The 24587-nt window shown below is 54.9% G+C and carries 26 protein-coding genes and 1 pseudogene; 8 read left to right on the top strand and 19 right to left on the bottom strand.

Annotated elements, in window-relative coordinates:
• The first annotated feature begins 109 nt into the window (after positions 1 to 109).
• Positions 110 to 244 (top strand): hypothetical protein, encoded by a 135-nt coding sequence (locus QP888_RS05710; RefSeq protein ID WP_284812533.1) that lies wholly within the window; start codon positions 110 to 112, stop codon positions 242 to 244.
• Here QP888_RS05710 and QP888_RS05705 read toward each other — a convergent pair.
• Positions 228 to 977, bottom strand: coding sequence for a type 2 periplasmic-binding domain-containing protein (locus QP888_RS05705; RefSeq protein WP_284812532.1), 750 nt, complete (start codon positions 975 to 977; stop codon positions 228 to 230). The two genes, QP888_RS05710 and QP888_RS05705, sit on opposite strands and share 17 nt — an antisense overlap.
• Positions 978 to 1022: 45 nt before the next feature.
• Between QP888_RS05705 and QP888_RS05700 the strand changes: the two genes are divergently transcribed.
• Positions 1023 to 2147, top strand: a complete 1125-nt coding sequence (locus tag QP888_RS05700) for an Mrp/NBP35 family ATP-binding protein (RefSeq protein WP_284812531.1) — start codon at positions 1023 to 1025, stop codon at positions 2145 to 2147.
• A gap of 78 nt (positions 2148 to 2225) precedes the next feature.
• Here the strand turns inward: QP888_RS05700 and tatB are convergent, their stop codons facing one another.
• From tatB to sigE, 3 genes are all read right to left on the bottom strand, one after another.
• Positions 2226 to 2744: a Sec-independent protein translocase protein TatB gene (gene tatB, locus QP888_RS05695; RefSeq protein WP_284812530.1), complete on the bottom strand. Its 519-nt coding sequence runs from the start codon at positions 2742 to 2744 to the stop codon at positions 2226 to 2228.
• 40 nt (positions 2745 to 2784) lie between these two features.
• A complete protein-coding gene (locus QP888_RS05690) occupies positions 2785 to 3162 on the bottom strand; it encodes a hypothetical protein (protein WP_284812529.1) in 378 nt (125 codons plus the stop codon).
• Between the two features lie 173 nt (positions 3163 to 3335).
• Entirely contained in the window at positions 3336 to 4001 is a 666-nt protein-coding gene (gene sigE / locus QP888_RS05685) for an RNA polymerase sigma factor SigE (protein ID WP_502869125.1), read from the bottom strand.
• Between the two features lie 184 nt (positions 4002 to 4185).
• Here sigE and QP888_RS05680 point away from each other — a divergent pair, with 184 nt between their 5' ends.
• Positions 4186 to 4815 (top strand): O-methyltransferase, encoded by a 630-nt coding sequence (locus tag QP888_RS05680; protein ID WP_284812670.1) that lies wholly within the window; start codon positions 4186 to 4188, stop codon positions 4813 to 4815.
• A gap of 106 nt (positions 4816 to 4921) precedes the next feature.
• Positions 4922 to 6412 carry a GH32 C-terminal domain-containing protein gene (locus QP888_RS05675; RefSeq protein WP_284812528.1) on the top strand — a complete coding sequence of 497 codons (1491 nt, stop codon included), beginning with the start codon at positions 4922 to 4924 and terminating at the stop codon, positions 6410 to 6412.
• 6 nt (positions 6413 to 6418) lie between these two features.
• On the opposite strand, the gene QP888_RS05670 is transcribed toward QP888_RS05675, so the two are convergent.
• The 6 genes from QP888_RS05670 to dapE form a co-directional block, all read right to left on the bottom strand.
• Positions 6419 to 7315 carry a methyltransferase domain-containing protein gene (locus QP888_RS05670; protein WP_284812527.1) on the bottom strand — a complete coding sequence of 299 codons (897 nt, stop codon included), beginning with the start codon at positions 7313 to 7315 and terminating at the stop codon, positions 6419 to 6421.
• 4 nt (positions 7316 to 7319) lie between these two features.
• A complete protein-coding gene (locus tag QP888_RS05665; RefSeq protein ID WP_284812526.1) occupies positions 7320 to 7763 on the bottom strand; it encodes a DivIVA domain-containing protein in 444 nt (147 codons plus the stop codon).
• A gap of 2 nt (positions 7764 to 7765) precedes the next feature.
• Positions 7766 to 8539 carry a glucosyl-3-phosphoglycerate synthase gene (locus QP888_RS05660; RefSeq protein WP_284812669.1) on the bottom strand — a complete coding sequence of 258 codons (774 nt, stop codon included), beginning with the start codon at positions 8537 to 8539 and terminating at the stop codon, positions 7766 to 7768.
• Between the two features lie 143 nt (positions 8540 to 8682).
• Positions 8683 to 9507, bottom strand: coding sequence for a dihydropteroate synthase (gene folP, locus QP888_RS05655; protein ID WP_502869124.1), 825 nt, complete (start codon positions 9505 to 9507; stop codon positions 8683 to 8685).
• The gene (locus QP888_RS05650) at positions 9500 to 10234 is read right to left on the bottom strand and encodes an LOG family protein (RefSeq protein WP_284812668.1); all 735 of its coding nucleotides are present in this window, start codon (positions 10232 to 10234) and stop codon (positions 9500 to 9502) included. The genes folP and QP888_RS05650 overlap by 8 nt, the downstream gene beginning before the upstream one ends.
• A 122-nt stretch (positions 10235 to 10356) precedes the next feature.
• On the bottom strand, positions 10357 to 11487 hold the full coding sequence (dapE, locus tag QP888_RS05645; protein WP_284812667.1) for a succinyl-diaminopimelate desuccinylase: 1131 nt from the start codon (positions 11485 to 11487) through the stop codon (positions 10357 to 10359).
• A gap of 283 nt (positions 11488 to 11770) precedes the next feature.
• On the opposite strand from dapE, the gene QP888_RS05640 reads away from it, so the two are divergent.
• The gene (locus QP888_RS05640) at positions 11771 to 13177 is read left to right on the top strand and encodes an amino acid permease (protein WP_284812524.1); all 1407 of its coding nucleotides are present in this window, start codon (positions 11771 to 11773) and stop codon (positions 13175 to 13177) included.
• 152 nt (positions 13178 to 13329) lie between these two features.
• Positions 13330 to 14301, top strand: a complete 972-nt coding sequence (gene dapD, locus QP888_RS05635; protein ID WP_284812523.1) for a 2,3,4,5-tetrahydropyridine-2,6-dicarboxylate N-succinyltransferase — start codon at positions 13330 to 13332, stop codon at positions 14299 to 14301.
• 21 nt (positions 14302 to 14322) lie between these two features.
• On the opposite strand, the gene QP888_RS05630 is transcribed toward dapD, so the two are convergent.
• The 6 genes from QP888_RS05630 to typA form a co-directional block, all read right to left on the bottom strand.
• Positions 14323 to 14892 carry a GtrA family protein gene (locus QP888_RS05630; protein WP_284812522.1) on the bottom strand — a complete coding sequence of 190 codons (570 nt, stop codon included), beginning with the start codon at positions 14890 to 14892 and terminating at the stop codon, positions 14323 to 14325.
• A gap of 45 nt (positions 14893 to 14937) precedes the next feature.
• Positions 14938 to 16032: a succinyldiaminopimelate transaminase gene (dapC, locus tag QP888_RS05625; protein WP_284812521.1), complete on the bottom strand. Its 1095-nt coding sequence runs from the start codon at positions 16030 to 16032 to the stop codon at positions 14938 to 14940.
• 80 nt (positions 16033 to 16112) lie between these two features.
• Entirely contained in the window at positions 16113 to 16445 is a 333-nt protein-coding gene (fdxA, locus tag QP888_RS05620; RefSeq protein WP_284571736.1) for a ferredoxin, read from the bottom strand.
• A 397-nt stretch (positions 16446 to 16842) separates the two neighbouring features.
• Entirely contained in the window at positions 16843 to 17694 is an 852-nt protein-coding gene (locus tag QP888_RS05615) for a PIG-L family deacetylase (protein ID WP_284812520.1), read from the bottom strand.
• Between the two features lie 95 nt (positions 17695 to 17789).
• Positions 17790 to 19754: an ABC transporter substrate-binding protein gene (locus QP888_RS05610; RefSeq protein ID WP_284812519.1), complete on the bottom strand. Its 1965-nt coding sequence runs from the start codon at positions 19752 to 19754 to the stop codon at positions 17790 to 17792.
• A gap of 73 nt (positions 19755 to 19827) precedes the next feature.
• A complete protein-coding gene (gene typA / locus QP888_RS05605) occupies positions 19828 to 21732 on the bottom strand; it encodes a translational GTPase TypA (RefSeq protein ID WP_284812518.1) in 1905 nt (634 codons plus the stop codon).
• 367 nt (positions 21733 to 22099) lie between these two features.
• Here typA and QP888_RS05600 point away from each other — a divergent pair, with 367 nt between their 5' ends.
• A complete protein-coding gene (locus tag QP888_RS05600) occupies positions 22100 to 22855 on the top strand; it encodes an Rv1157c family protein (RefSeq protein WP_284812517.1) in 756 nt (251 codons plus the stop codon).
• A gap of 14 nt (positions 22856 to 22869) precedes the next feature.
• Positions 22870 to 23466 (top strand): ribonuclease FAU-1 family protein, encoded by a 597-nt coding sequence (locus QP888_RS05595; protein ID WP_284812516.1) that lies wholly within the window; start codon positions 22870 to 22872, stop codon positions 23464 to 23466.
• On the opposite strand, the pseudogene QP888_RS05590 reads toward QP888_RS05595, so the two are convergent.
• From QP888_RS05590 to QP888_RS05580, 3 genes and pseudogenes are all read right to left on the bottom strand, one after another.
• Positions 23463 to 23687: pseudogene (locus QP888_RS05590) on the bottom strand (zinc transporter ZupT); the annotation flags it as partial. The gene QP888_RS05595 and the pseudogene QP888_RS05590 sit on opposite strands and share 4 nt — an antisense overlap.
• An 83-nt stretch (positions 23688 to 23770) precedes the next feature.
• The gene (locus QP888_RS05585; protein ID WP_284812515.1) at positions 23771 to 24070 is read right to left on the bottom strand and encodes a hypothetical protein; all 300 of its coding nucleotides are present in this window, start codon (positions 24068 to 24070) and stop codon (positions 23771 to 23773) included.
• Between the two features lie 68 nt (positions 24071 to 24138).
• On the bottom strand, positions 24139 to 24540 hold the full coding sequence (locus QP888_RS05580) for a hypothetical protein (RefSeq protein ID WP_284812514.1): 402 nt from the start codon (positions 24538 to 24540) through the stop codon (positions 24139 to 24141).
• Positions 24541 to 24587: the final 47 nt, after the last annotated feature.

The raw sequence follows: 24587 nt of genomic DNA, 5'->3' as shown, positions 1-24587 counted from the left end.
GGCAAGATTGTTTGTCAAAGGCTAATGACTACACTTTGCGGAACGCGCAGCGGCGCACGCCCCAGTGGCACCAAGGAAAATCTTTCCCTGCCAGCAGTGGTTGTGGCCCGTGGCTGACGACCCGGACGGCGTCGGGTTTGCGCGGACCCCGCAACGTTTTATCCGCGATGGCGAAACCGTCACGATCACAATTGACGAACTAGGAACTAGTGCGAATGCTACCCGTATTACTCATCATCACTAACGGAGTCTGGTGACGCACCTGTGACATTGACGCTGGCCCATTGGCCTACAGCATCTTCGATGCTGAGGCCGTCGGCCAGTTTTTCTTCCATTTCTTCTAATGCGCGGTCATCGACTAACCGAGTGACCTTTTGAATTTCATTGGCCGTATCTCGATCGAATAGCCGTGAGCTAAATAGTGGAGTGAAATCCTGTGGCAGCGCATCGCCTGCGTGCGCGCATCCTTCAGCAGAAGAAGGTGCAGTCGTCACAATATCCGGCGGGAGCAGCCCCATCACTTCACGATGCAGCTGTTCATGAATATCTGCGCTATTCGGTTCTTCCTCATCCGCATCGTCGACAAGCTGTTTCGCCAACGCAGGGTGAAGTTCTTCCACGAGAGTACCGGTGCATGTGATCATGAAATCGGCCTCACCCGTGCGTAGCAATTCCCAGCGGTCCGCGGTGGTTGCACCGTCGGCAACAATCACCTGCGCCTTCCGACCAACTTCGCGCAGCGTGTCACGATAAATATAAGCCCAGAGCACCTGCTCAGTCGAAGAACTATCAGCAGTAATACGTACTGCGTGGCTTACGTCCAACGCAGTACCGGTTCCAGGCCCCGCTTGGCCAGGAGTACTTGGTCCCGCAGTCACGCCAGTTGTTTCGTCAACCGACGTACATCCCGCCAGCAGGACCAAGCCTGCGCATACTGCTGATAACGAGCGATTTCTCACGTACTTAATCGTAGCCACGCTGTGCAGTTTACAGATTCACCAGCAGGACTAAGATGGAAACCAATGAGTGCCATTACAGAAACTGCAGTCCGCGAAGCGTTAGCACGCGTCGAAGATCCCGAGATTGGGAAGCCGATCACCGATCTCGGCATGGTGAAATCCATTGCTATCGACGGCGCCGACGTCAACGTCGAAGTTTATTTGACAATCTCTGGGTGCCCGATGAAATCGACCATCCAGTCCAATACCCAAGCCGCCGTCGAGGATATCGATGGTGTGGAGAATGTCTCGGTTTCGCTCGATGTTATGAGTGATGAGCAACGCCGTGAGCTGCGTAATTCTTTGCGTGGTTCGCAGCGGGAGCCGGAGATACCTTTCGCCAAACCAGAAAGCACCACCCGCGTGTTTGCGGTAGCTTCCGGTAAAGGCGGTGTCGGTAAATCTTCTATGACCGTGAACCTGGGCGCCGCGTTGGCCAACCAAGGGTTAAAGGTCGGCATTGTTGATGCTGATATTTATGGCCATTCGGTTCCGAATTTGCTCGGTTCTACCGAGGCGCCCACGGTTGTCGACGATATGTTGCTGCCGCCGCAGGCACATAACCTGAAGTTTATTTCCATTGGTCAGTTCGTTGAGGGCAACGCACCTGTTGTGTGGCGTGGCCCTATGCTCCACCGAGCAATTCAGCAATTTCTTGTCGACGTCTTCTGGGGCGACCTCGACATCCTGCTACTGGATTTACCTCCGGGAACAGGTGATGTCGCGTTGTCGGTTGCGCAATTGATTCCGAATGCCGAGCTGCTGGTAGTTACTACCCCACAGGCAGCCGCCGCAGAAGTTGCAGAGCGTGCTGGTTCGTTATCGCAGCAAACTCGGCAGCGCGTAGCCGGTGTGATCGAGAATATGAGCGCGATGGTTTTGCCTGATGGTTCCACTATGGATATATTCGGCTCCGGGGGTGGCGAAATCGTGGCGCAACGCTTGACGACGTTGGTGGGCAACGACGTACCGTTATTGGGGCAGGTTCCGCTAGATCCGTCGCTCCGTTCCCGCAGTGATCAAGGTACCCCGGTGGTCTTGTCCGAACCGGACAGCCCGTCGGCGCAAGAAATCACCAAGATTGCCGATGGCCTAGCAAAGCGGCGCAATTCCCTGGCTGGTAAACCGCTCAGCCTGGGCGTGAATTAAGTCATCCAGACTAAGACTATCCGCGGCCTCGTTGCGTGACGATGCCACGCTGGCTGCTAGTCATAGTAGTTCACTCCACTAAATAACATCGGTCCAGCTAAATTCGGCTTTGCCTCCACCACTGTTCGGGGAGTGCATTCCCCGCGGTGTTTGTGCTTGCGGTCGTGACTGCACTTGTGACTGTGGATTTCGTGGGGTCTGGTTGTGTGACTGTGACTTAGCTGGCTTAGCCGGATTAGCTTCTGGCCCGCGCGGAGCAGGGGATGCAGGGCTTTCGCCTTTCAGAATCGTGCGCGGATCAAATTGTTGAAAAAAATCATCATCGTCGTCGAACAGCGTTTTCGCGATGGCTGCACGCGGCCCCATGCGACTAAGCTGGCTGACTTTTTGAATGGGCTCTCGGAATTGTTCAAATTCTGAACCAAGTTCCTCGAATTCGCCATTGAGTTCTTGTTTCGCGTTATTGATCGCTTTTCGTGCCGCAAAAACCGCTGCACGGAAGTCCTGTAGCAATCCAGGTAGACGTTCGGGACCGATGACAATGATCGCCACCACAATGATGACGCCTATCTCCGACCAACCGATATTGGAAAACACGAAACCATCTTAACGCCTAAGCGACGTTATTTCTCGGCTGCTATTTACCATTGCTACTGCGGCGCACCGCTCGGGCAAGTTTTTCCAAATGATCCAACAGATCAGACTGCTTCTGGGAGCGCCCATTATGCGCAACTCGAGGATTGCCCGCAGAGGCAGAAGCATTTCCCCCTATTTCAGCGGTTTTAGCGGATTGGCCGTTACTGTCTTCTGCTACAGCGCCAGCGTCTCTAGCATCGCTGGCATCACCGGCGATGCGGCGTAGTCGGTCCAGCAAAGATTCCGACACTTGCACCTGATCATTCGCGTTGCAGCTTCGCAGGGCTTGCGCGGCGTGTCGTTGTTTGTGCACGTCGTCACGGCAATTTTCGCACAGTACTAAATGTACCCGGGCATTATGAGCGGACTTGCTGGACATCTCGCCATCAACAAAAGCAGCGACGGCTTCTGGCCCCAAGTGATCAAAGCGACGCCGAGTCTTCGGGGTCCTCGGGGCGCGCTTAGGTTTGTCTGAACCAGACTGCGTCGAAGGCGTCTTCGTAAAAATTGCTTCGCCTCCTTCGTAACTACTGTGCGTTGTGCCCTACGATTTTAGCGGGTGCGCAAAAGGATCTGCGTTTCTTCGTTGTGTACCGCGTCATCTTCTAGACGGGCACGCAATTGGGAGCGGCCACGGTGGATCCGCGAGCGCACGGTACCCATTTTGACTCCCAGCGTAGCGGCGATCTCCTCGTAGCTCATCCCCATCACGTCGCACAAAACGATGGCAACGCGGAAATCCGGGGCTAGCTCATCCAACGCTTTTTGCAGAGCCGGATCCAAATTGGCGACGTTATACGCTTGTTCTGGGGTCATGCTATTACCGGCAAATCGTTCATAATCTTCCGGGAGCGATTCCATCCGGATCTTCGACCGGTGCCGTACCATATCCAAAAATAGGTTGGTCGTAATGCGGTGAAGCCAACCAGCAAAAGTGCCGGGTTGGTAATCCTGCAGAGAACGAAAAACTCGCATAAACGTTTCTTGCGTGAGGTCTTCGGCATCCTGCGGGTTACCAGCGAGGCGAAATGCGAGTCGATACACACTGTCGGCGTGTTCGAAAACCAGCTCGTCCCAACTTGGCATCGCTCCAACGCCTTCGTCGAAAGCTTCTGTTCCGTACAAATTCTTAGCAGACTCCGCGCTTCTTCTACTTTCCGCGTTTTCTGCGTTGTGCTGACTGTACTGGCTGTACTGGGCACCCTCCGGCAACGTCATGCCAATTATTGTGCTACACGTCTCTCAATAAAGCCAGCCCTGTTGCTGAGCATTAACTGTGAATACGGTGCAGCCCGAATTTTGACCCGGTCTTCTCCACTACAAGGACAAAGCACAAAGACTGTTTTAGACTGTTGGTGTGTCTACTTCAGAAAATTCCCCGTACACCTCGTCGGTGCCAGCAATGCTTGGATACATCAACTCCACTGCCGTGGTTTCTGAAGGCTTGCAGGCAGCGCATGCCCACGCCGCGGAATACTCGTTACCAGCCCCGGATGCGACGGTGGGCCAATTATTGACTACGCTTACCGCCAGCGCGACGCATCCGGATAATCCCAAGAGCGCAGGAGTCATTGCAGTCAGCCCGGCAGCGAGCGTCGTTGGGTTGTATCTTTTGCAAGGTCTTCCAGACAAAGGTGTGCTCACCTGCATTGATCCCGAAGTGGAACATCAGCAACACGCCAAGCATGCTTTTCGTGAGGCCGGGTATGGGCCATCACGGATTCGCTTTTTGCCCTCACGCCCGCTCGACGTGATGGGTCGGCTAGCCACTGCTGCTTACCAGGTGATTTATGCCGATGTCACACCGACGGACCTACCGAAGCTCGTCGAGCTAGCCTGGCCTTTATTGGGGCAACGCGGCACCTTGGTTTTAGCTAATTCGCTTCTCGATGGCACAGTAGCTGATTCTTCGCGGACTGACCGTGCCACCCAGGCTGCACTGGCTGCCGACGAGTATTGTCGGGAACTCGACGACGCGATCGTCACCAGGCTACCGCTGGGGTCTGGGCTCACGCTGGTCACCAAGCTTTAATCACCAAGCTCTCACCGCCACACTGTTAGCCACAACTTACCGCCCCCTGCACGATACCGCGAACATCACTACCCTGGTCGGGAGTTCAATGACGCAAGGAGAAATCATGACGGAAATCCATCGACCGGAACTCCACATCACCCCGGAGCACGGTGTACTTGATGCCCCCGCTGGAGTTCTGCTCGACGGCAATGACTGGCACGTGTTCTACCAGTACCGCCCAGAGATTCCGGGCCCCGCACGCTGGGCACATACCGTCTCGCAGGGCGACCCATTCTCGTGGTTTGAATGCGATGATGTCCTTGCACCAGTCGGCGGTGAGCTCACTGTTCGTGCCGGCTCCGTCGTGCCTATCGATGGCAAAGGTGAGCAGGATGCCAACCTGTATTTCACATCAGTGACCTCCAGCGGCACCAATATTCAGCTCGCAAAAATGCGGGAACTCACCGCAGATTGTCCGTTGTCGGAGGACCACGCGGCATTGAACCCGGCGGTTAACCGGGTTTCGGCGGTACTGGAAACGCAGAAAGGTTTCCAACGGTTTCGTTCCCCGTGCGTTGTGCCGAATTGGGAAACCCCAGTGGATCGCGAAGCAGGACATGCGGGTTGGTTGATGCTCGCCCTGACCGGTGATGCGGAAACCCCCACTCCGGTTATTGCCACCTCTCAGGACGGCCAATCCTGGGACTTGCAAGGTGAACTGGAATTCGATGGTGAGATTGGCTTGGACCTATCCCCGGAGGAGGGCCAGCTGTCGACAATCGTCGCACCGCGTATTCTGCGTTTGCGTGATGAAGTCGACGGAGAAATCTACGATATTTTACTGTTGACCTTGGAGCGTGCCGGCATCGATGTTTCCGGTTATTTGGTCGGCACGTTGCGCGGCACCACCTTCCGTGTGCGCAGTGCGTTCCGCCGTATTGATTACGGTCATGATTTCACTCGTCCACGTAACACGAACACGACCAAAGGCACCACGGTGCGCGGGTCCACCATCAAATCAAACAATCCTGCTGATTATTACACCGAGGCAGCATTGTTCGGTTTCATTAATGGTATCGGCCGCCATGATGACCCCGCCCAACATCCATCACTTATCGAAGAAGGCTGGGCCAACGCCCTCACGCTGCCACGCATGATCTCGCTGCAGGATGGTCGCTTATATCAAACGCCTCCTGCAGGCTTGCCAGAAGCAATTACGGCATCAGAACGCGCCCGCGCCTATACCGTGCTTTGCGAAGTCCCCTCCGATGACGATTCTGCACTGACAGTCTCGCTTTTCGACGCCGATGACAACGAAACCGCCCGGATCACGCATACTGGCCACACGCTCAGCATCGACCGAGGTGTCGGACCTAGTGATCGTTACCGGGATGAGGCACCAGCTACCGCAGAGCTTGCCGACGGCGACAGTGATTCACTGACCATCATCGTTGATGGCTCGACGGTGGAAGTATTTGCCGATGGCGGCTGCGTCGCTATGACCTCACGCGTATATTTTTCTGGCGGCTGCTCGAAAATCGATGCCTCGACCACCGGTGCTGCCCAGATCGAGCGCGACTGGCACCGCAGTGGCCACGAGAGCACCAGCCGTTAATTCCAGTTACCCGCCCGTGGCGTGGTTGAGCGCGGTTGGTTTCGCGAAACAGTCAATCCTGCCCCGGGCGGTCACCGTCATAGTTTCTGGTAAGCCCGCCAGCCTGTGCTCCAATTTTTCGGCACTAATGTGCCGTGCAGACGGACTCATTTTCACCTGGGCGGCGATCGAGGCTTTTTCTAACCGCATGGCAAATTCAATGATGCGGGGGCTACCAATTGGCTCGAGAATCCCGTGTGCCTGCTGATATAACCGCGTGATTTTGTCTTCTTCCACCGACACGATCCCTAGTGGTGTCCGCAGCTCATCCAAATGCCCGGTATCTGGTGTGAGTACTACCAATTGTCCGGCTGGTTTTAAAACGCGGGCGAATTCTGGCATATTCCGTGGCGCGAACACGACAGAAAGTGCATCAGCGCTTTCATTAGCAAGTGGTAGCCTGCGCCAAACATCAGCAACCACCGCTCCTACCCGCGGATGACATTTCGCTAATTGCTTCGCCGCAGGCGTCGAAATGTCTAATCCGACCCCGCGAGCACCGGCAATGCTGTCGAGGGTATGAGATAGATAATATCCTGTACCAGCACCGGATTCGACGATGACTGGTGCCGAATTCTGACCAGATTCCAGAGAGCATTCCGTCGCCGCCACCATCGCCTCGGTGACCGCTTCAACAAATGGAGCAAAATGCCCGCCGGCAAGAAATGTCTCCCTGGCTTGGATCATGCCAGCACTATCGCCATCATGTTTTCTTCCCGCCCCGGCAAGCAAGCTGACATAGCCTTGCTTAGCGACGTCAAAACTGTGTCCGGATTCTGATACTAACCGGCGGAAGTCGTTGTCACCATGCAGTGCTGTACCATCGTTGGGGTCAGCGAGTACATCAATTACCTCAGCAAGCATGCTGCTAGTTTATCCCGCGTGTTTCTTCTGGTTGTGCACCTGCTTGCTGTTGAGTAGCTACATTCTTTTCAGCAATTGTGTCTCGTTCGGCATCGGCGTCGCTTAGCTGAAAATATTCGAGTTCTCTGCGTAATCTCGTGAGCTCGCGCTGGCATTCGGCTAAAACAGCATCGACTTGATCGGCACGATATCCGCGTGGAACCACCGAAAATTCCACAGCATCAAGGTCTCCCACAACCACAGCCTGCCGGTTCACTAGCCCAATCGCAGTGCAATTTTCCGCGTGTGCGTTATCTGCGTACTCATCGCTGTTGCTCGCTCCGTTGACCCGGGCGGCTGCATCATCGGCACCATCTGTTCCGAAAAGTTTGGCCCACGCCACGACCCCAAATATCACGATGGTCGCGGTAATAATGAGCAGAAAAATCCATGATAAAAAGATTGTCACTGTTATTGCACCCCATAATCGTGTAACGGCGCACGTTCTACAAATGCGCAGTCTTTTCGCACAGAATCTGGCGCCAGGCCAGCGCGCTGGCTAATCGTAGTCGCAACAATATCTGCCATCGGTGCGAGTTCGGCTAATGGTTTGTTTCGGTGATGGCGGGTACCAAGTTCTACCTGGGTAACCGCTGGCACCCCGAATTTTTCTGCGGTATCAATCAGCAATCCGGCTTCCACGCCGAAACCGCCGACGAACGGCAACTGCAGCGCTGCTGAACGACGAATCGCATATTCTCCTCCCAGTGGTTGTGCTATGTGAGCTAGTTCAGGAAAAAATAGCCGCAGCAGCGGCTTCGCGGTTAATTCTGTGACGCGGCCTCCACCGTCGCTCGCGCCGTGGAAGCCACGGCGATAGATAGGCTTTACGAGTTGCACGTTGGCATCATTAGCTAACGGCTGCGCCAACGAACGCACTACTCCGGCAGGTGGATCGACCAGATCCGCATCGACGAACACCACAAAGTCATGTCGTGCCTCAGCTACCCCGCGCCATAGCGATTCTCCTTTTCCTGGCAGGGTCACAACCCCACGCCCCGGCGCAGCGTCCTGCCAGTTGACCACGCGTGCCCCCGCGCGCCGAGCACGCGTTGCGGTGTCGTCCGTGGAATCTGCGTCGATGACAATGATTTCGCCTGGTCCTTCATCCGCGATGGCGGAAACCACGGAGCCAACGGTGTTTTCTTCGTTCAGCGCCGGGATGACGATGCTCACGTGACGCATAAAGTCGATGTCGCGAGAGACTCGATCTTGAGCCAATGCACCGTTAGGCGCTGCAACGTTAGACGCTGCACCATTAGGCGATGTGTCGTAAGACAGCATGTCATAGGACGATGTGTCGCGAGCACCTGATCCTTGCTGTGGTCTCATAACAGCCCACGGATGGTGTTCTCGGGTGCTCGCTCACCGGCGATAGCAGCAGTCATTTTGATAATGTCGACAGTCTCTGCCACTTCGTGTACGCGGAATGCGGCTACTCCACGGGCCGCCGCCCAGGCCGTGGCTGCCAGCGTACCCACTACTCGTTCCCGCGGGGCACGTTGCAGGGTCTCGCCAATAAAGTCTTTATTCGACAATGCCATCAGCACTGGCCAGCCGGTAGCAACGAGCTCATCACAGCGCCGCAGTAATTCCAGGCCATGGAAGGTATTTTTCCCGAAATCATGGGTGGGGTCGATAAAAACCTTGTGCTCTGGGACCCCACACGATACTGCACGTTCGGCCAGGGCTGTGGTCTGCGTGATGACATCGGCAACCACATCGTCATAATGAACCCGGTGTGGCCGGGTACGGGGCGTATTAACCCCAGTGTGCGAGCACACGTACCCCACATGGTGTGCTCCGGCAACCTCGATCAGTTCGGGCTCATAACCTGCCCACGTATCGTTGATCAATCCAGCCCCGGCTCTAATAGCGGCATCGGCGACATCGGCCCGCCACGTATCAACAGAAATAGTGATTTCTGGATGGCGTTCGTGTACAGCAGAAATCGTCGGGATAACGCGATCTATTTCTTCTGCGGCCGTGACTTCTTCGCCGGGCCCTGCTTTCACTCCGCCGACGTCGATAATGCTCGCACCGTCGGCAATGGCTTGATCTGCTCGTGCTAGCGCGGAATCTTCGGCAAAGGTCGCTCCTTTGTCATAAAACGAATCCGGGGTGCGATTAATAATCGCCATGATCTCAGTCATGCACATCTGCCTCTGCAATGCGCGTGTGCACAGAAACGATGTGCTCGACGGCTTCCTCGACATCGTCGGTGAGAATAAACAGGTCCATATCCGCGTGATCAATCATGCCTTCGGCTAACAAGCGTTGTTGCAACCAATCCACCAACCCCGACCAGAATTTCTTACCAACCAACACGATGGGAAAACTCGTGACTTTTTTGGTTTGCACCATGCACAGTACTTCAAAAAGTTCATCGAGGGTCCCCAACCCACCTGGTAAGCAGACGAAGCCCTGCGAATACTTCAAAAACATCGTCTTGCGAGCAAAAAAGTAGCGAAAATGAATTCCCAGCCCAATATAGTCATTGAGTCTCTGCTCAAAGGGCAACTCAATCCCAAGCCCAACGGATCGCCCGTCCGACTCGAATGCGCCTTTATTGGCTGCTTCCATCAGTCCTGGACCGCCACCTGTGATCACGGCATAATCACGTTCCGCGAGTCGCGCCGCGACCTGTTCACCCCAATCATAGTATTGGTGCCCCCGCGGGATCCGGGCCGAACCAAACACAGTGACGGCTTTCGGGAGCTTGGCGAGCGCATCGAAGCCAGCGACGAATTCGCCTTGGATACGCAAAATCCGCCACGGATCCGCATGCATCCAGTCGTGATCAGCAGAACGCTCCAGTAAACGCTGGTCATAGGTCGATTGAGACCGGTTTTCATTACGTGTGATCACTGGACCACGCATGCTAGCATCACGCCGCGACGAACGGTCCGCAGTGGGTTTTTCGTTCGTACTGCGTGCCGACGCCGTCGAGTCGCCTGTGGCACCAGTGTGGGAGGGATCTGCAGCCATGTGAGAAGCCATAACTAGGAAGGTATTTCTTCTTTCTTCAGGTAGTCAATAAGTTGATCCGCGACCTGGGTAATCTGCGCCGTCGGGCATTGTTCATCGGGTTTGTGTGCAAAACCTGGATCGCCGCAACCGAAGTTCACCGCCGGTACGCCCATGGCACTAAAGCGGGACACGTCTGTCCAGCCCAGTTTCGCACGGAAATTACCGCCAACTGCTTCAACCAGCCGCTGAGCCACGGGCGCTCCAAGTCCTGGCAGTGCAGCACCAGCGCTGTCATCAACTTCCACATACAGGGGCGAGTCGTCGGCAAGATCATCCAACCCCAGTATCTCGAGCGCATGAGCTAAAGCCTCGTCCTCACTGCGATCGGGTGCGAAGCGGAAATTCACAAACATCCAGGCATCATCGGGAATCGTGTTGGTTGCCACGCCTGCCTCCAGGTGCACGATATTCAAACCTTCACGATACGTACAACCATCGATGACAACCTCGCGTGCTTGATAGCCTGCAACTTTTACCATGACCGGGGCCAGAGTATGCGCTGCATTGGAACCTAGCCACGACCGTGCCGAATGCGCCCGGTGCCCGCGTGCCCCGACTTTCAGCCGCAAAGTCCCCTGGCAACCTGCCTCAATCATTCCGCCAGACGGCTCTCCTAGCAGGGCGAAATCACCGGATAGCCATTCCGGGTGATCGCGCTGCAAATGATACAAACCGTTGTATTTAGTAGCGACCTCTTCGCCCTCATAGGCAATCATCGTCAGATCACACGACAGATTTCCGTGACGCACTAGCTGCGCAAAAACATGCAGGTACACGGCCAAACCAGACTTCATGTCTGTCGTGCCGCACCCATGCATTACTGGCTGCCCCTCTGCATCGTGAGCAATAGAATGCGGAACGTTATCGGCAATCGGAACCGTATCCACATGACCTGCGAGTACCACGCGGGTATCGAACCCCGCATTGGTCTTTGCACACACCGTGTTGTTGTAGCGCTGTACCTCGATGTCCACAGCCGCATACTTCTGCACATCTATTAATGCCATCTCGATAGCGTCGGCAATGGTGTCTTCGTGATGGGATGGCGAAGCAATATCCACTAACGCCGCGGTCAGCACCACTGGATCAGAATGAAAATCCAAGTGTGGAGGGGATTGTTTGCCAGAAGGCTGGGCAGATTCTACTTGTTCCGTGCGTGAGAATTGAGTGTCTCGGGCTTCTGGTGTATTCACAGTCACCTAGCCTACCGCGATCTATCCATAATTCGCGGGGTTTTCAGGATGGTGTTAATAGTTTGCGTAATTGCACGGCATACGAGACCAGTCGGTAAACCGTAACGTGCATTTAGTACAACCCAAGACGTGATCCAGCAAACGCTCTGGGCTAGGGTGTTTATATTCTGCGAGGACGAGAAAGGCGCTAATCATGACGCAACCGCAAGCCGGGTCATCTCCGGCACAAAAACAGGGTGGGAACTTGATGAAAACCCGGCACCTAACCATGATGGGACTCGGCTCTGCCGTGGGTGCGGGATTATTCCTGGGAGTCGGCCTAGGCATCCAAATCTCGGGTACTTCAGTTTTATTGTCTTATATCGTAGCCGGAATTTTGGTCACCCTCATCATGCGCATGTTGGGTGAAATGGCCGCCGCTCGCCCCTCCCTGGGCTCCTTTTCGACGTTTTCTGGCATGGCCTTCGGTAACTGGGCACGATTCACCAACGGCTGGATCTATTGGTTCATGCTGGTCATGGTCATGGGCGCAGAAATCACTGGGGCCTCGGCCATTATCGGCAATTGGTTCGGTATCGCTCCGGTCATTCCGGCATTGGTCACCGTCGTATTTTTTGCTCTAGTGAACTTCGCTAATGTCCGCGGCTTTGGCGAATTCGAATTCTGGTTCGCCATCATCAAAATCGTGGTCATTGTGGGATTCATCGGCATCGGCCTGTTGATGATCTTCGGTCTATGGCCGGGTGCAGACGGCGCAAACCCCGGTGAATTTGTCGAGAACTTTGCCCCGAATGGGCTTTCCGGAATAGCTGCTGGTTTGTTGGCAGTAGCCTTCGCATTCGGTGGTATCGAATTGGTAACCATCGCGGCTGCTGAGTCGGAAGACCCGGCGAAAAACGTGAAAACTGCGGTCAACGCGATTATTTTCCGAATTCTGTTCTTCTACATCGGCTCAGTGCTGGTGATCACCCTCCTGCTACCTTTTGATTCCATCCAGGATGCCGACGTTGCTGCAGAATCACCATTCACCCAGATCCTTTCACTGGCTAATATCCCTGGCGCAGCCGGCTTCATGGAATTGATCATCGTCATTGCGCTGTTGTCAGCGTTTAATGCGCAGATTTATGCCACCTCACGTCTGGTGTTCAATATGAGCCGAGATGGCAACGCCCCGGCAGTGTTTTCCCACACCAATAAGGCCTCGTCGCCGCAGAATGCAGTTATTTTGTCCGTGATCTTTGCCTTCGGTTCGGTTGCACTGCAATGGTGGAATCCGCCAGGATTGTTAGCTTTCCTGTTCAACGCCGTTGGCGGATGCTTGCTGGTCATTTGGATCCTCACAATTTTGTCATACCTGAAGCTGCACCCCGTGATGAAGCGCAATGGCGAGCTCGATGAGTTCAAAGCCGGCTTCTACCCCTGGGATGGGTATATCTCACTGGCAGCGCTGGCTGGAATCGTCATCTTGATGCTCACCGACGCCGGAGCTCGCGGCCAGCTGGTAGCAGTCGCCGTGCTTGTTGCCTTCTTGCTGTTTGCGGCAGTATTCGTCGAACACAACCGCAAACGCAAAGGTTTATCCAACGTCGTCAAGCAATAAACGCAACCCAGAAAAGAACGTCGAGAGGCTCTAAGCTAGCGTATCTTTTTCGGGTATGCTCGTGTCAGCAAAGGCGAGTCACAACTATACCTTCACTCACAGGTGTGGCTCGTGATGACAGTCCCCGATAAAGAATAGGTTGCAGCTTTTCTATGACTTCAGCATCGGCACGCGGGCTTGCCACTGTTACCCACGATGGCACGGTTCTCGACGTCTGGTATCCAGCACCAAAACTGGGAGAATCCGTCTCCACCAGCGCAACAAGCAAACTAGATGAGGTTCCACAACAGTTTGCTGATCTCGTTGGCCCAGACGAAGAGCGCGGAGTCGCACGAATCGCCGTACGCACAGACATCGCAGACTTAGATCAGGCACCACAGGACACCTACGACGCATATCTGCGTCTGCACCTTCTGTCCCACCGATTGATCAAGCCACATGAACAAAACCTCGAGGGCCTTTTCGGCCTATTGGCCAACGTCGTCTGGACGAACTACGGGCCATGCGCGGTGGATGATTTCCAAATGGTGCGGGGCCGATTGGCCAGCCGCGGACCAGTAATCGTATACTCCGTCGACAAATTCCCACGAATGGTGGACTATGTCGTCCCCTCAGGTGTGCGCATCGGCGACGCAGACCGCGTACGGCTCGGCGCCTATCTCGCAGAAGGCACCACCGTGATGCACGAAGGCTTCGTCAACTTTAATGCCGGAACTTTGGGCTCCGGCATGGTCGAAGGCCGTATTTCGGCCGGCGTCGTCGTCGACGACGGTTCAGATGTAGGCGGTGGGGCTTCGATCATGGGCACCTTGTCGGGCGGCGGCAAGGAAGTCATTTCCGTGGGCAAACGCTGCTTGCTGGGAGCTAACGCCGGAATCGGAATCTCCCTGGGTGATGATTGCGTAGTAGAAGCCGGACTTTATATCACCGGCGGTACCAAATTGACCGTCTTCGGTTCCGTGGCAGAAGCCATCGGAGTCTCGAATGGCTCCACTGTCAAGGCCAGCACCCTAAGCGGCGCCAGCGGAATCCTATTCCGCCGGAACTCGGTATCTGGCTCGGTAGAAGCTACGGAATGGAAAGCCTCTGCTGTACAACTCAACGAAGACTTGCACAACAACTAGTGACAAACTAGTTGTACAACGCTAAGTTGCTGGGGAGTCGAGAACCACTCGGCTCCCCTTGGGGCTTTTCCGAAACGTCCATACTTTATTAATCACAAAATTCACCGGCATCGAAACCAGGATTGACATGGCGCTCGCCCAATAAAACTTTGTACGCAATCCAGTAGAATCGTCAAAGATGTGCTCCGGCAATGCGATGGGCGATTCGGGGTTCATCAGCAAGACCAGAACACTTTGCGAAACAACCAGTGCGCCAACCCCTGTGACCATAAACGGTACTAATCCGCGGAGCCACCCGACAGAGGAAACGCCTCTGAATGTCCAGGAACGGTTAAGTTGGTAGTTCCAAATATTCGCAACAATAAACGCGACTATGGTGAATACGTTGTACCAACGGATATTAAAATCCGTGTTGAACAATGGCAGAAAAATATCGCGTTCATTGAGCGCGAAGGCTACCTCAGCAAATTTTTTGCAAAGATACACCACGGTGAGGTTGACGATGACGCCAGAACCGCCCACCATCCCAAATTGGATAAATTGGCGGAAGTGAGCAAGCGTCTGCACCGTCTTCGGTGGAGATTCGACCACACAGTCCCTTTCGACGACCGAATAAGAAACAAACAGCAGCAAAAACTACTGCTCTACGCGCAACCGTGCTACGGCTGCATCGATGCGTTCATCGGTTTCAGTCAACGAAACACGCACATGTTTTTTACCCTTCGGGCCGTAGAATTCTCCGGGCGCGACAAGAATACCGCGTCGGGCAAACCAATCGACAGTGTCACGGCATGGTTCATCGCGGGTCGCCCACAAATACAAGCCAGCCTCAGAATTATCAATCTGGAAACCTGCATCCAGCAGCGCACCTAATAGTTGTGCGCGACGACGCGCGTAACGCTGTTTCTGTTCTAGCTCGTGAGCGTCGTCATCCAAAGCAGCCAGCATCGCCTCTTGAATGGGTCCAGGCACAATGAGACCTGCATGCTTGCGCGCCTGCAACAGCGCCGAAATGATTTCCGGATCGCCGGCCAAGTAACCAGCCCGGTACGACGCCAGGTTTGACGTTTTCGACAGCGAGTGGATAGCAATCAAGTTGGTGGTATCGCCATCACACACCCGAGGATCCAGAATAGACAGGGGTTGGTCTTCGTCTTCGCCTTGCCAACCCAATCCCAGATAACACTCGTCTGAGGCAACGATGACGCCACGCGACTGTGCCCAGCCCACTACTTTGCGTAAGTGTTCGATACCCAAGACTTTTCCTGTCGGATTCGACGGGCTGTTGATATACAACAAATCTGGTTTTGCTGGACCAATTTGGGTAAGAGAATCTGCGCGCATCACATTCGCACCCGCCAACCGCGCAGAAACCTCATACGTAGGGTACGCCAATTCTGGAATGACAACGGACTTCGCTCCCAGCAAAGTGGGCAACCAGGCAATCGCTTCCTTCGTACCAACGACAGGCAACACGGATTCGGCCTGCATGTGATAACGCCGCTGCAACGCAGCAGAAATGGATGCGCGGAGTTTTTCGGTACCCGCTGTTTGCGGATACCCGGGTGCTGCACCCGATTCTGCCAATGCCAATTGAATTCCTGGAGCGACTGGATCAACCGGTGTCCCTACAGACAGGTTCACGATCCCGTCGGGATGGGATTCAGCCGTTTTCTTGGCCCCGGCCAAACTATCCCACGGAAAATCTGGAAGCGAAGGTGTGCGCATCATCGTTTTTTATCCTTAATCGGTCGTGTGCAGCCGATTTTATCCCAGGCGAGCTGGTGTCGGCCCTAGCGGCCACCGGAGAATTAAATCTCGACGTCCTGATTTTGTGGAGGCAATTTTGCAATCATCGAATGGTCGAAATCTTGTGGCCCTAAGCCCGCAGCTCCGCCCGGAGATCCAAGGTCATCAAAGAAACCAACGTTTGCGTCGTAGTATTCTTCCCACTCATCCGGGGTATCGTCTTCATAGAAAATTGCCTCTACCGGGCAAGCTGGCTCACACGCACCACAGTCAACGCATTCATCCGGGTGGATATACAACATGCGCTTGCCTTCATAGATGCAGTCAACCGGGCATTCTTCCACACAGCCGCGGTCCATCACGTCGACGCAGGGCTGGGCAATGATATAGGTCATGGGTTCTCCTGAGTATTTTGTGCTGTTTCGGTACGACGGCTTCTTCTTTGGTGTTTGTGGTAAGCAATGACCGGCCAAGCTGCTCCTGCCAGGACGGCACACACCAAACCCACCACGTACGCAACCGCAGCTGACGTGGGCCACATCAGCCAAACCACACCCATCCAGATTACCGTGGGAAGTAGCTGAACAAGGTAGTTCGACGACCACAACGTGGCGGTTTTCACCAAAACCAGGCACCAACCGAAGGCTAATGGGATAGTCCACGGCAGGCTCGTAACCTTGAGTTCGATGGTAGCGGGCAAATACTGCAGACAAAAAACTGCACCAACGGAAGCGAAAATGCTCAGCCAGACGAGGGCCCCGACGACCTCGCCGCGACTGAATTCAGTACGTATTACTCGTTTACCCACCGATGCTGCTCCTGTGCACGCGCAATCGGCCCAGGACCAAACGGGAGCTGATAATGCTCGGTGCGAGTTATCGGGTAGGCATACAAGTTTGACAGGGCATAAACCCCAGCGAGGGCGTCGTCATGAGTGGTCGTCACGGTCTCTGGATTGACTTCCGAGGCTCGGCCGTCGGCAAGCCACACTTGCGTGGCGTGGGCAGCCATAGCTTCGCGTTTCGCTGTTACTTCCGTCTCAGATAGCTCTAAACCCACATCGGCAATCTCATCAGTGCCATTGAATAAATATTCCTGGCTGGGCCACTGCCAGTCCGCTGGCAAGGCGAACTGTTTCTGGCCTTCCACAACCCCATCGCGGTACAGAACCGTCCACCAGACTTCGGGGTCAATGCCGTCGGCATGTACCCGAGATAACGCCTCGTGTGTGGCATCATGCGCAGCAATGTGGTCTGGATGCCCATAACCTCCGTCAGGACCATAGGTAATTACCAGATCGGGTTCTTCTGCCCGCAAGAACTTCTCGACGGCGCTGGCTGCACTATCGACGTTATTGACCAATGCCTGTGGGTGTTTAGCAGACTCCGACCCTGCCATACCCGAATCACGAAGATTTAGTCTGTGACCACGTACTCGCAAGATATCGAGGGCGTCGGCTAATTCATGCAGACGAAACTCGGCTAAATCCTCCACGATTTCCGCTCGCCCAATAATCTCGCCTTCTTCACCATTCGTGCACGTCAAGACAGTGACCTGAGCACCTTGACGAGCGAAACGTGCCAAGGCGCCGCCTGTCCATATTGATTCATCATCGGGGTGAGCGTGTACCGCCAACACCTTCATTGCTCTACCTCCAGGTGTATTTTTGTGTCATGTCGATGCACAGGGTTGCATGGTCTACAAATCAGTTCAATGTATTAGCGACATTCGGTTATTAATTATGGTTCGGGGTTGTCCGGTTCCACGGTCAATGGAGCAGCAGCCCGCTTATCAGCAGAACCTGCTGGACCTCCTGGACCTGCCAAATCCCAAAATGGGGCCAATTTTAACCCGGCCGACCAGTCTTCCAATTCTGGTTCCGGCCCCACCATACCGCTGCCGAGAATCCGAATTCGACGCTCATCGAGCACCGGGATGTGCAGGACATGATCCGATTCCAGCGTCGAAACCAGTTGGCTCGCTCGATCATTATCTACTGCCCCGCTAAGCACCTCTGACCACGCGTTTCCAATCTCGGGTAGACACTGCGGTAACCAATCAGCATGCGCGGTGTTGGTCGCTGGTGCACGACAGAGCAAATCATCGGCAAGATTAAATGACGTAGTGCTTGTATCGCTCCAGCTAATTACCGCATCGACAGCACCATCTGGTACCAATTCTTCACTGATTGAGACAAAATCATCGGTGACCACTTCCGCGACTACGCCGGCTGCCACCATCCGGTCCACCAGGACGCTCGCTGCGGCATTGGCCACGGCATCGGCTGGATCTGCTGCAATCCGAAGCGGGCGCTGGTTGCTCGTGTGTTGCTGCAAAAGGGCTACGTGTTCCTCAAACAATTCCCTAGGCCCCATCGTGCCATCGTGTACTGCGGAGTCGCCGCTACCAACCATCTTGGCGGCTTCGCCGGGGTTTCCAGGAATTCGGAGGTCAGTACGTCGACCAGTCGCTTGCACCGCGAGCGAGGGAATATCGAGCGCGCGAGCAAACTCTGCACGCACGTCGTGTTCCCGGAAAATTGGGGATTGCCCCAAGAGCTCCACCTGTAGTTGGCGCTGAGTATTCAAACGGAACACCTGGGTTCCTGGCAAGGCACTATAGGATAAAAACGTCGTCTCTCCTGGGGTGAGATCGGCGAATGCGATCTGCCCGGAACGCATGAGATTAAGTCCTTGCGCTGGATTGCGAATCTCGGTCAATTCCAGCACGTCAATCCGAGCAGGATCAGCGCCCCAGAAACGATCATTGCGGTGCAACGTTACCTTTCCGCGTGCCCAATCGACGCCGTCAATGTGATAACGGCCTGCACTAGCGGGTAGTTCCCGAGCTGCCGCAAACGGCGTATTCATTAAATGCGCAGGTAACAAGTAGCGGAATAATTCCCACCAATCATTGACACGTTGCGAAAACTCCACATCGACGATTTTGCCACCGGCGGTGGTGGTGATATCCGAAATCGCGAAATAGCCAGCAGCACCGACCGCCCCCGGCGTGGACGTCATCTGCTGCCACAAATAGATAAAGTCCTCACCTGTGATTGGGGTTCCGTCGGACCACTGCGCCTGGGTTGAGATTTCATAGCGCACCTTCTGGACGACAGGCTGGTCCGCGGGATCCACCGGTTGTGCGGACGTGCCTACCGCCGACTCGGATTCGGCCTCGGCAGGCCTCGCACTATCTTTTTCGCCCTGCTGCTCGTCGCTTCTAGTGTGGTGCTCATTCACTGGAACTTCTTCTGCGGAATCTAACAGCTCCGTAATCTCACCGTTCACAAACGCCGACGGCAACACAAGCGCAGCAATATCATCGACGACAGCTTGTTGATTAGCTTTCAGGTGCGGGTTCAAACCAAAATGGATCGGGTCAATACCGACACCAACCTGCGACTTCTCCGCTGAATTTCGGCCGTGTTCGCGCTGTTCCGCGTCGGATTCTCCCGGACGAGACTGCTCTGCTCCACTTTCTGACGCTGATGGGTTATCTCCGCGAGCAACATCAGAAGCGCTAGATTCAGCCTCTTGCCCCAACTCAATTGGCGGTGGTCCAGGATTGGCCACGCATGCGGTCAACAAACCGGTAACAGCGATGATGGCACCAGGAAACATGTGACGACGCCGGGTCTTTCCCGAGCCAGCATCGGTATCTTCCGCAGGCAATGCGGCTGTTTCGTGTCTGCGCATCATGGCTGTACGTATTCTTCTTAGGTCACGTTAAGTGCCAAGCATTCTGGGCTATCCAGCTTCTGCGGCTGTCTGCCTACTTCTGGTTTTTCGCGCGGGATGCAGCACGACGACGCTCAGCAGCGTTAAGCTCTACCTTGCGCACGCGCAGTACCTCTGGAGCAACTTCGACGCATTCGTCATTGCCACAGAATTCCAGCGCTTCTTCCAATGACAGCGTCTTGGCTTTAGCCAGAGTGACTGTGGTATCCGCAGAAGCTGCACGCATGTTGGTCAGCTTCTTTTCCTTCGTGATGTTGATATCCATGTCTTCATCACGGTTGTTAGCACCAACGACCATGCCTTCGTAGGCCTCTGCACCCGGCTCAACGAAGAAGTTTCCACGGTCAGCCAGCGACATCAGCGCGAACTGGGTGATTTTGCCCGAACGGTCTGCAACCAGCGAACCGGTGGCGCGAGACTTGATCTGTCCGGCCCACACGTCCATGCCATCGGACATGGAGTTCGCGATACCGGTACCACGGGTTTCTGTCATAAATTGCGTGCGGAAACCAATCAAACCACGGGCCGGGATACGGAAGATCATGCGAACCCAGTCGCCTTCCTTAATGTCCATGGATTGCATCTGGCCTTTTCGACCAGCCAACAGCTGGGTAACGGCACCCTGGAATTCACTCGGAACGTCGATGGTGATGATCTCGTATGGCTCGTGCACCTGACCATCAATGGTGTGCGTGACAACTTCCGGCTTGCCGACGGTCAGTTCGAAGCCTTCCCGACGCATGGATTCAATCAAGACAGACAATGCCATTTCACCGCGTCCCTGCACCTCCCAAGCATCTGGCTTTTCGGTGGGCAGAACGCGCAGCGAAACGTTACCGATCAGTTCTTGGTCCAGGCGGTTTTTCAGCAAGCGGGCGGTCATCTTGTCGCCACCTCCGCGACCGGCCAATGGTGAGGTATTGACGCCGATGGTCATAGAGATTGCTGGCTCATCGACAGCAATGCGCGGCAGCGCCTTCGGAGATTCTGGATCAGCGACGGTATCGCCGATCATAATTTCCGGGATACCAGAAATAGCGACGATGTCACCAGCGATCGCTTCCTGCGCTGGTTGGCGGTCGAAGCCTACGGTACGCAGCAACTCTGCGACCTTGACATTAGTGGTCTTTTCATTGCCGTCTTCGTCGTAATGAATCCACGCAACCTGCTGCCCCTTGGTGATCTTACCGGCGTAAACACGCAGTAACGCGAGACGTCCCAAAAAGTCCGAGGAGTCCAAGTTGGTAACGTGCGCTTGCAGTGGAGCATCGACAGTGGCGGATGGTTCCGGCAAAACGTCGTAGATGACATCAAACAGTGGCTGCAGATCCTCAGAATCTGGCACATTGCCATCGCCCGGATTCTCCGTCGAGGCTTTGCCTTCTCGGCCCGAAGCGTAAAGAACAGGCAAGTCCAGCAGTTCCTCGGCTGCCGCGGCCGCTCCTTCGTCTTCGAGACCAGCGGCGATTTCCAAGAGCAGGTCTTGGGATTCCTGCACGACGTCGTCGATGCGGGCATCTGGACGATCCGTTTTGTTGACGGCGATGATCACCGGCAGCTTTGCCTCCAAAGCCTTGGTAAGCACGAAACGAGTTTGTGGCAGTGGACCTTCGGCGGCGTCGACAAGCAACACTACGCCGTCAACCATCGAGATTCCGCGTTCGACTTCACCACCGAAATCAGCGTGGCCGGGGGTATCGATGACGTTAATAATAAGGTCGGCGCCGTCTTTACCCAGGCCTTTACGACGAACCGCGGTGTTTTTCGCAAGGATCGTAATGCCACGCTCTTTTTCCTGGTCATTCGAGTCCATGACGCGATCATTGACTTCGCCATGTTCACCGAACGCACCGGATTGTTCGAGCATTCCGTTGACGAGCGTGGTTTTGCCATGGTCGACGTGTGCGACGATTGCGACGTTGCGGAACTCAGTGTTCACAGTACTCCTGAAAGATTGTGGGTTTTAACGCTTCAACGATACTCGTCTTGCAGCCGACATGCATCTTCTTAATCTCCCCATCCCCCACAAGCTCCAACCCCAACCGCGTAAATAAAGAACAGCACAACATCCAATGCGGCAAAACAACCCCGACAAAGCCTCAGAAAATTCACCACCCCAGAGAATTTCCCATTGCGCTAAGCGCCGCGGGCAACTAACCTTATAAAAATTGTGACAGATGTTGCCCCTGTTACTAGAGTGACAATAATAAATATTCTCACAGACGAAGAACTGCTTACGAAGTCGCTATACTTAGGCACTTACCGCAGACAGACTTTATCCCCAAACCCGGTTCACGGAGGATCACATGGTCGCAGCCATCCACCCACGCACCATCATGGCTAGTATTACCGCTGGTTGTGCCCTCATCGCAGCATCTGCCCTGCAGGCCCAGGCAGCACCGATGCCTTCCAGCATGTCGCCGACGCCCACAATTGAGCACCACCTCAATGACCTCGATGATCTCCAAAGCAGCCAGCTCGATGATCTTTTCGAACGCTATTCTCCGGTTGATCATTTGGGACGTCCTACCCCCAAAACAGCCGCGCAAATCCGTGATTTCGCCCACCAGCCGTGGATACCGCCCCAAGCACGGGATGCAATCTTGCAGGCACTCGATTTCGCCATCGGCGCCGGTGAGACTGGCGGGCCTGAGCTGCCACAACAAGGCCCGAATTTCACACAGTTTGGCTGGCCAACGGTGGCAGGCTCATGCATCAACGGCACACACAATAGCGTCGGCACAGCAATAGCAGTGCCAGGGCCAGCGGAGATTCCAGCCCCGGGCGCGCGCGCCAACGAAACCGCCTTCCTGTTCACGGCACTAGGAACCGCCCCAGCTGCCCACAACCAAAATATGCGGGCACACTGGTTCAACTTGAGCAATGGAAAGTACGGTACTACCGCCTTGGACAATCACGGCATTAATCCCGAAGGCCCAGCGACCATATCTGGCGTCGCCGATACTGGTCGTGGAACCATCATGGCCCTGCTTGAAGGCAGCGTGCACACCGAACACAGTAAGTGCAACTATTTGCCCACCGCAGCCATCATCACCAGTTAAACTTCGTTGAGATCATGCACCCAGTTAAGCAAGAAACTTTCGCCACCGAATGCGGCATCAATATCGACCCGAAAGGCTTCCACCGCATGGTCGATACTTACAATGAAACAAAATTCGGTTTGTACATGGCCCGGGGCGCTGATCATCCACAATTCGGTTATCTGGAATCGTGGCTACTGCCAGATCTTTCCCTGCGCGTGAGCATTTTTCACTACCGCCCAGGTTATGAAAGACCGCAAGATTACTACATTGACATTGTCGATATCAGCAAGGTTGATATCAACAAGCAAGACGCAGTTTCTTCAACCATCCCACAATCAGTATCCACCGAAACAACGCACACTTGGCACACCCGGGATTTGTACGTCGACATCGTTTCGTTAACTGGGCAGCAAGTCGACGTACTCGATATTGACGAACTCGCAGAAGCCACGGCTGAAGGCCTCATTAGTGCCGAGGATGCTGAACAGGCCATCGAGGCCACGCTGCGCGCGGTAGAAGGCATTACCCGCCACAATGATAATGTCCTCGCCTGGCTGGATGCTTTGAACCTCCCCATTTCCTGGGCTGACCCGGCAACTATTGAGCTCACCCCACCACTGCAAAACTAGGCACCGAGCAACAATGACACCGCCATGATTGCCATACCCGCTATGAGCCCGTATACGGCGGCATGGTGTCGCCCAGTCACCTCAGCCGTCGGCAAGAGTTTATCCAAACTGATAAACACCTTCACGCCGGCAACGGCGGAAAACACAACTCCCAACGCCACAGGCCCCATGATCAGCATTAAGAAAGCAAACCCCACGACGGCACCGAGTGGTTCTGCTAAACACCAGCGCCCCGACACTCAAATTGTGAGTGCCGGGGCGCTGGTCTATCCCGAGTGGCTAGTTATCTAGCTAGTAGCTAACTCTAGTAATCAAAACCGGGCAAGCCAGGCGTGTCATTGAGAACATGCCGGTTATCGACGGTGACTACACCTCCGGCATCGTGCCGGGCACTCATGCGCGCCCCGATAGCGTCAAAGTCGTCGTTACCTGTTGAGTACACATCGGTAGTCGGGCGCACCTCGTCGAGGCGCCACCGCTCGGGCGTAGGCTTGTCGGCGGCGTCGTCCTGTTCGTGACTCACCACGCCCTGGTCACCGCGGCCGTTAACCCGTGCGCCGGAGGGCGTGTATTGAGTCACTGTGGCCAAACTCTCGCTTGCCATGTGTATTGGTCTCAGGGTGTTGTGTCCGTAGATATGGACACCGAGTCGGTCAAGATCGTTCTTGGTTGTCATTGGTTTACGCTCTCTTTCTTCTGCGGTCGGTCAAGCTGCAAGTTGGCCCTCATGCGGGTGCCAATTGCCCGACAGTTGGCCTCGTGCTCGGCAATGAACTTGTCAAAATTGCCCATACGTCGGCTAAAGAAATGCCCCGGCCTACCGCTTAAGTTGCCGATATAGCGCCTGTACATGCGGCGGCGTGAGGTTCCACCTTGCAACATGTGCACCTCGTGATTGCTCGGCCCAGCGGCCTTAAGTATTGCCACCGTGCGGTCGATATTGGGCACACCGGCATAGCCCGCCACACGACGGGCAAACTCAAGTGAGCCCACCACCTCGCTAGGGCTAAGAACGGTGGTAGCGGCGTCGATGACCGGACCTATTACGGTTTCTCCTGATGTAACAAGGTGCATTTGGGTACAACGCCGTTCATGCACTGTGTCCATGTCAGCGTGACCGG

It is taken from the genome of Corynebacterium sp. MSK297, from assembly GCF_030232885.1.
In the GTDB taxonomy this organism is placed as follows: Bacteria; Actinomycetota; Actinomycetes; order Mycobacteriales; family Mycobacteriaceae; genus Corynebacterium.
This window is presented reverse-complemented; position numbering and strand designations above follow the sequence as displayed.

What these genes read in the sequence shown, in the direction of transcription:
- QP888_RS05700 (WP_284812531.1), top strand. Translation starts at nt 1,023, where the DNA reads ATGAGTGCCATTACAGAAACTGCAGTCCGCGAAGCGTTAGCACGCGTC.
- QP888_RS05690 (WP_284812529.1), bottom strand. Translation starts at nt 3,162, where the DNA reads ATGTCCAGCAAGTCCGCTCATAATGCCCGGGTACATTTAGTACTGTGC.
- sigE (WP_502869125.1), bottom strand. Translation starts at nt 4,001, where the DNA reads ATGACGTTGCCGGAGGGTGCCCAGTACAGCCAGTACAGTCAGCACAAC.
- QP888_RS05680 (WP_284812670.1), top strand. Translation starts at nt 4,186, where the DNA reads ATGCTTGGATACATCAACTCCACTGCCGTGGTTTCTGAAGGCTTGCAG.
- QP888_RS05675 (WP_284812528.1), top strand. Translation starts at nt 4,922, where the DNA reads ATGACGGAAATCCATCGACCGGAACTCCACATCACCCCGGAGCACGGT.
- QP888_RS05670 (WP_284812527.1), bottom strand. Translation starts at nt 7,315, where the DNA reads ATGCTTGCTGAGGTAATTGATGTACTCGCTGACCCCAACGATGGTACA.
- QP888_RS05660 (WP_284812669.1), bottom strand. Translation starts at nt 8,539, where the DNA reads ATGCGTCACGTGAGCATCGTCATCCCGGCGCTGAACGAAGAAAACACC.
- folP (WP_502869124.1), bottom strand. Translation starts at nt 9,507, where the DNA reads ATGACTGAGATCATGGCGATTATTAATCGCACCCCGGATTCGTTTTAT.
- QP888_RS05650 (WP_284812668.1), bottom strand. Translation starts at nt 10,234, where the DNA reads ATGCGTGGTCCAGTGATCACACGTAATGAAAACCGGTCTCAATCGACC.
- QP888_RS05640 (WP_284812524.1), top strand. Translation starts at nt 11,771, where the DNA reads ATGACGCAACCGCAAGCCGGGTCATCTCCGGCACAAAAACAGGGTGGG.
- dapD (WP_284812523.1), top strand. Translation starts at nt 13,330, where the DNA reads ATGACTTCAGCATCGGCACGCGGGCTTGCCACTGTTACCCACGATGGC.
- dapC (WP_284812521.1), bottom strand. Translation starts at nt 16,032, where the DNA reads ATGATGCGCACACCTTCGCTTCCAGATTTTCCGTGGGATAGTTTGGCC.
- fdxA (WP_284571736.1), bottom strand. Translation starts at nt 16,445, where the DNA reads ATGACCTATATCATTGCCCAGCCCTGCGTCGACGTGATGGACCGCGGC.
- QP888_RS05615 (WP_284812520.1), bottom strand. Translation starts at nt 17,694, where the DNA reads ATGAAGGTGTTGGCGGTACACGCTCACCCCGATGATGAATCAATATGG.
- QP888_RS05610 (WP_284812519.1), bottom strand. Translation starts at nt 19,754, where the DNA reads ATGATGCGCAGACACGAAACAGCCGCATTGCCTGCGGAAGATACCGAT.
- QP888_RS05600 (WP_284812517.1), top strand. Translation starts at nt 22,100, where the DNA reads ATGGTCGCAGCCATCCACCCACGCACCATCATGGCTAGTATTACCGCT.
- QP888_RS05595 (WP_284812516.1), top strand. Translation starts at nt 22,870, where the DNA reads ATGCACCCAGTTAAGCAAGAAACTTTCGCCACCGAATGCGGCATCAAT.
- QP888_RS05585 (WP_284812515.1), bottom strand. Translation starts at nt 24,070, where the DNA reads ATGGCAAGCGAGAGTTTGGCCACAGTGACTCAATACACGCCCTCCGGC.
- QP888_RS05580 (WP_284812514.1), bottom strand. Translation starts at nt 24,540, where the DNA reads ATGCACCTTGTTACATCAGGAGAAACCGTAATAGGTCCGGTCATCGAC.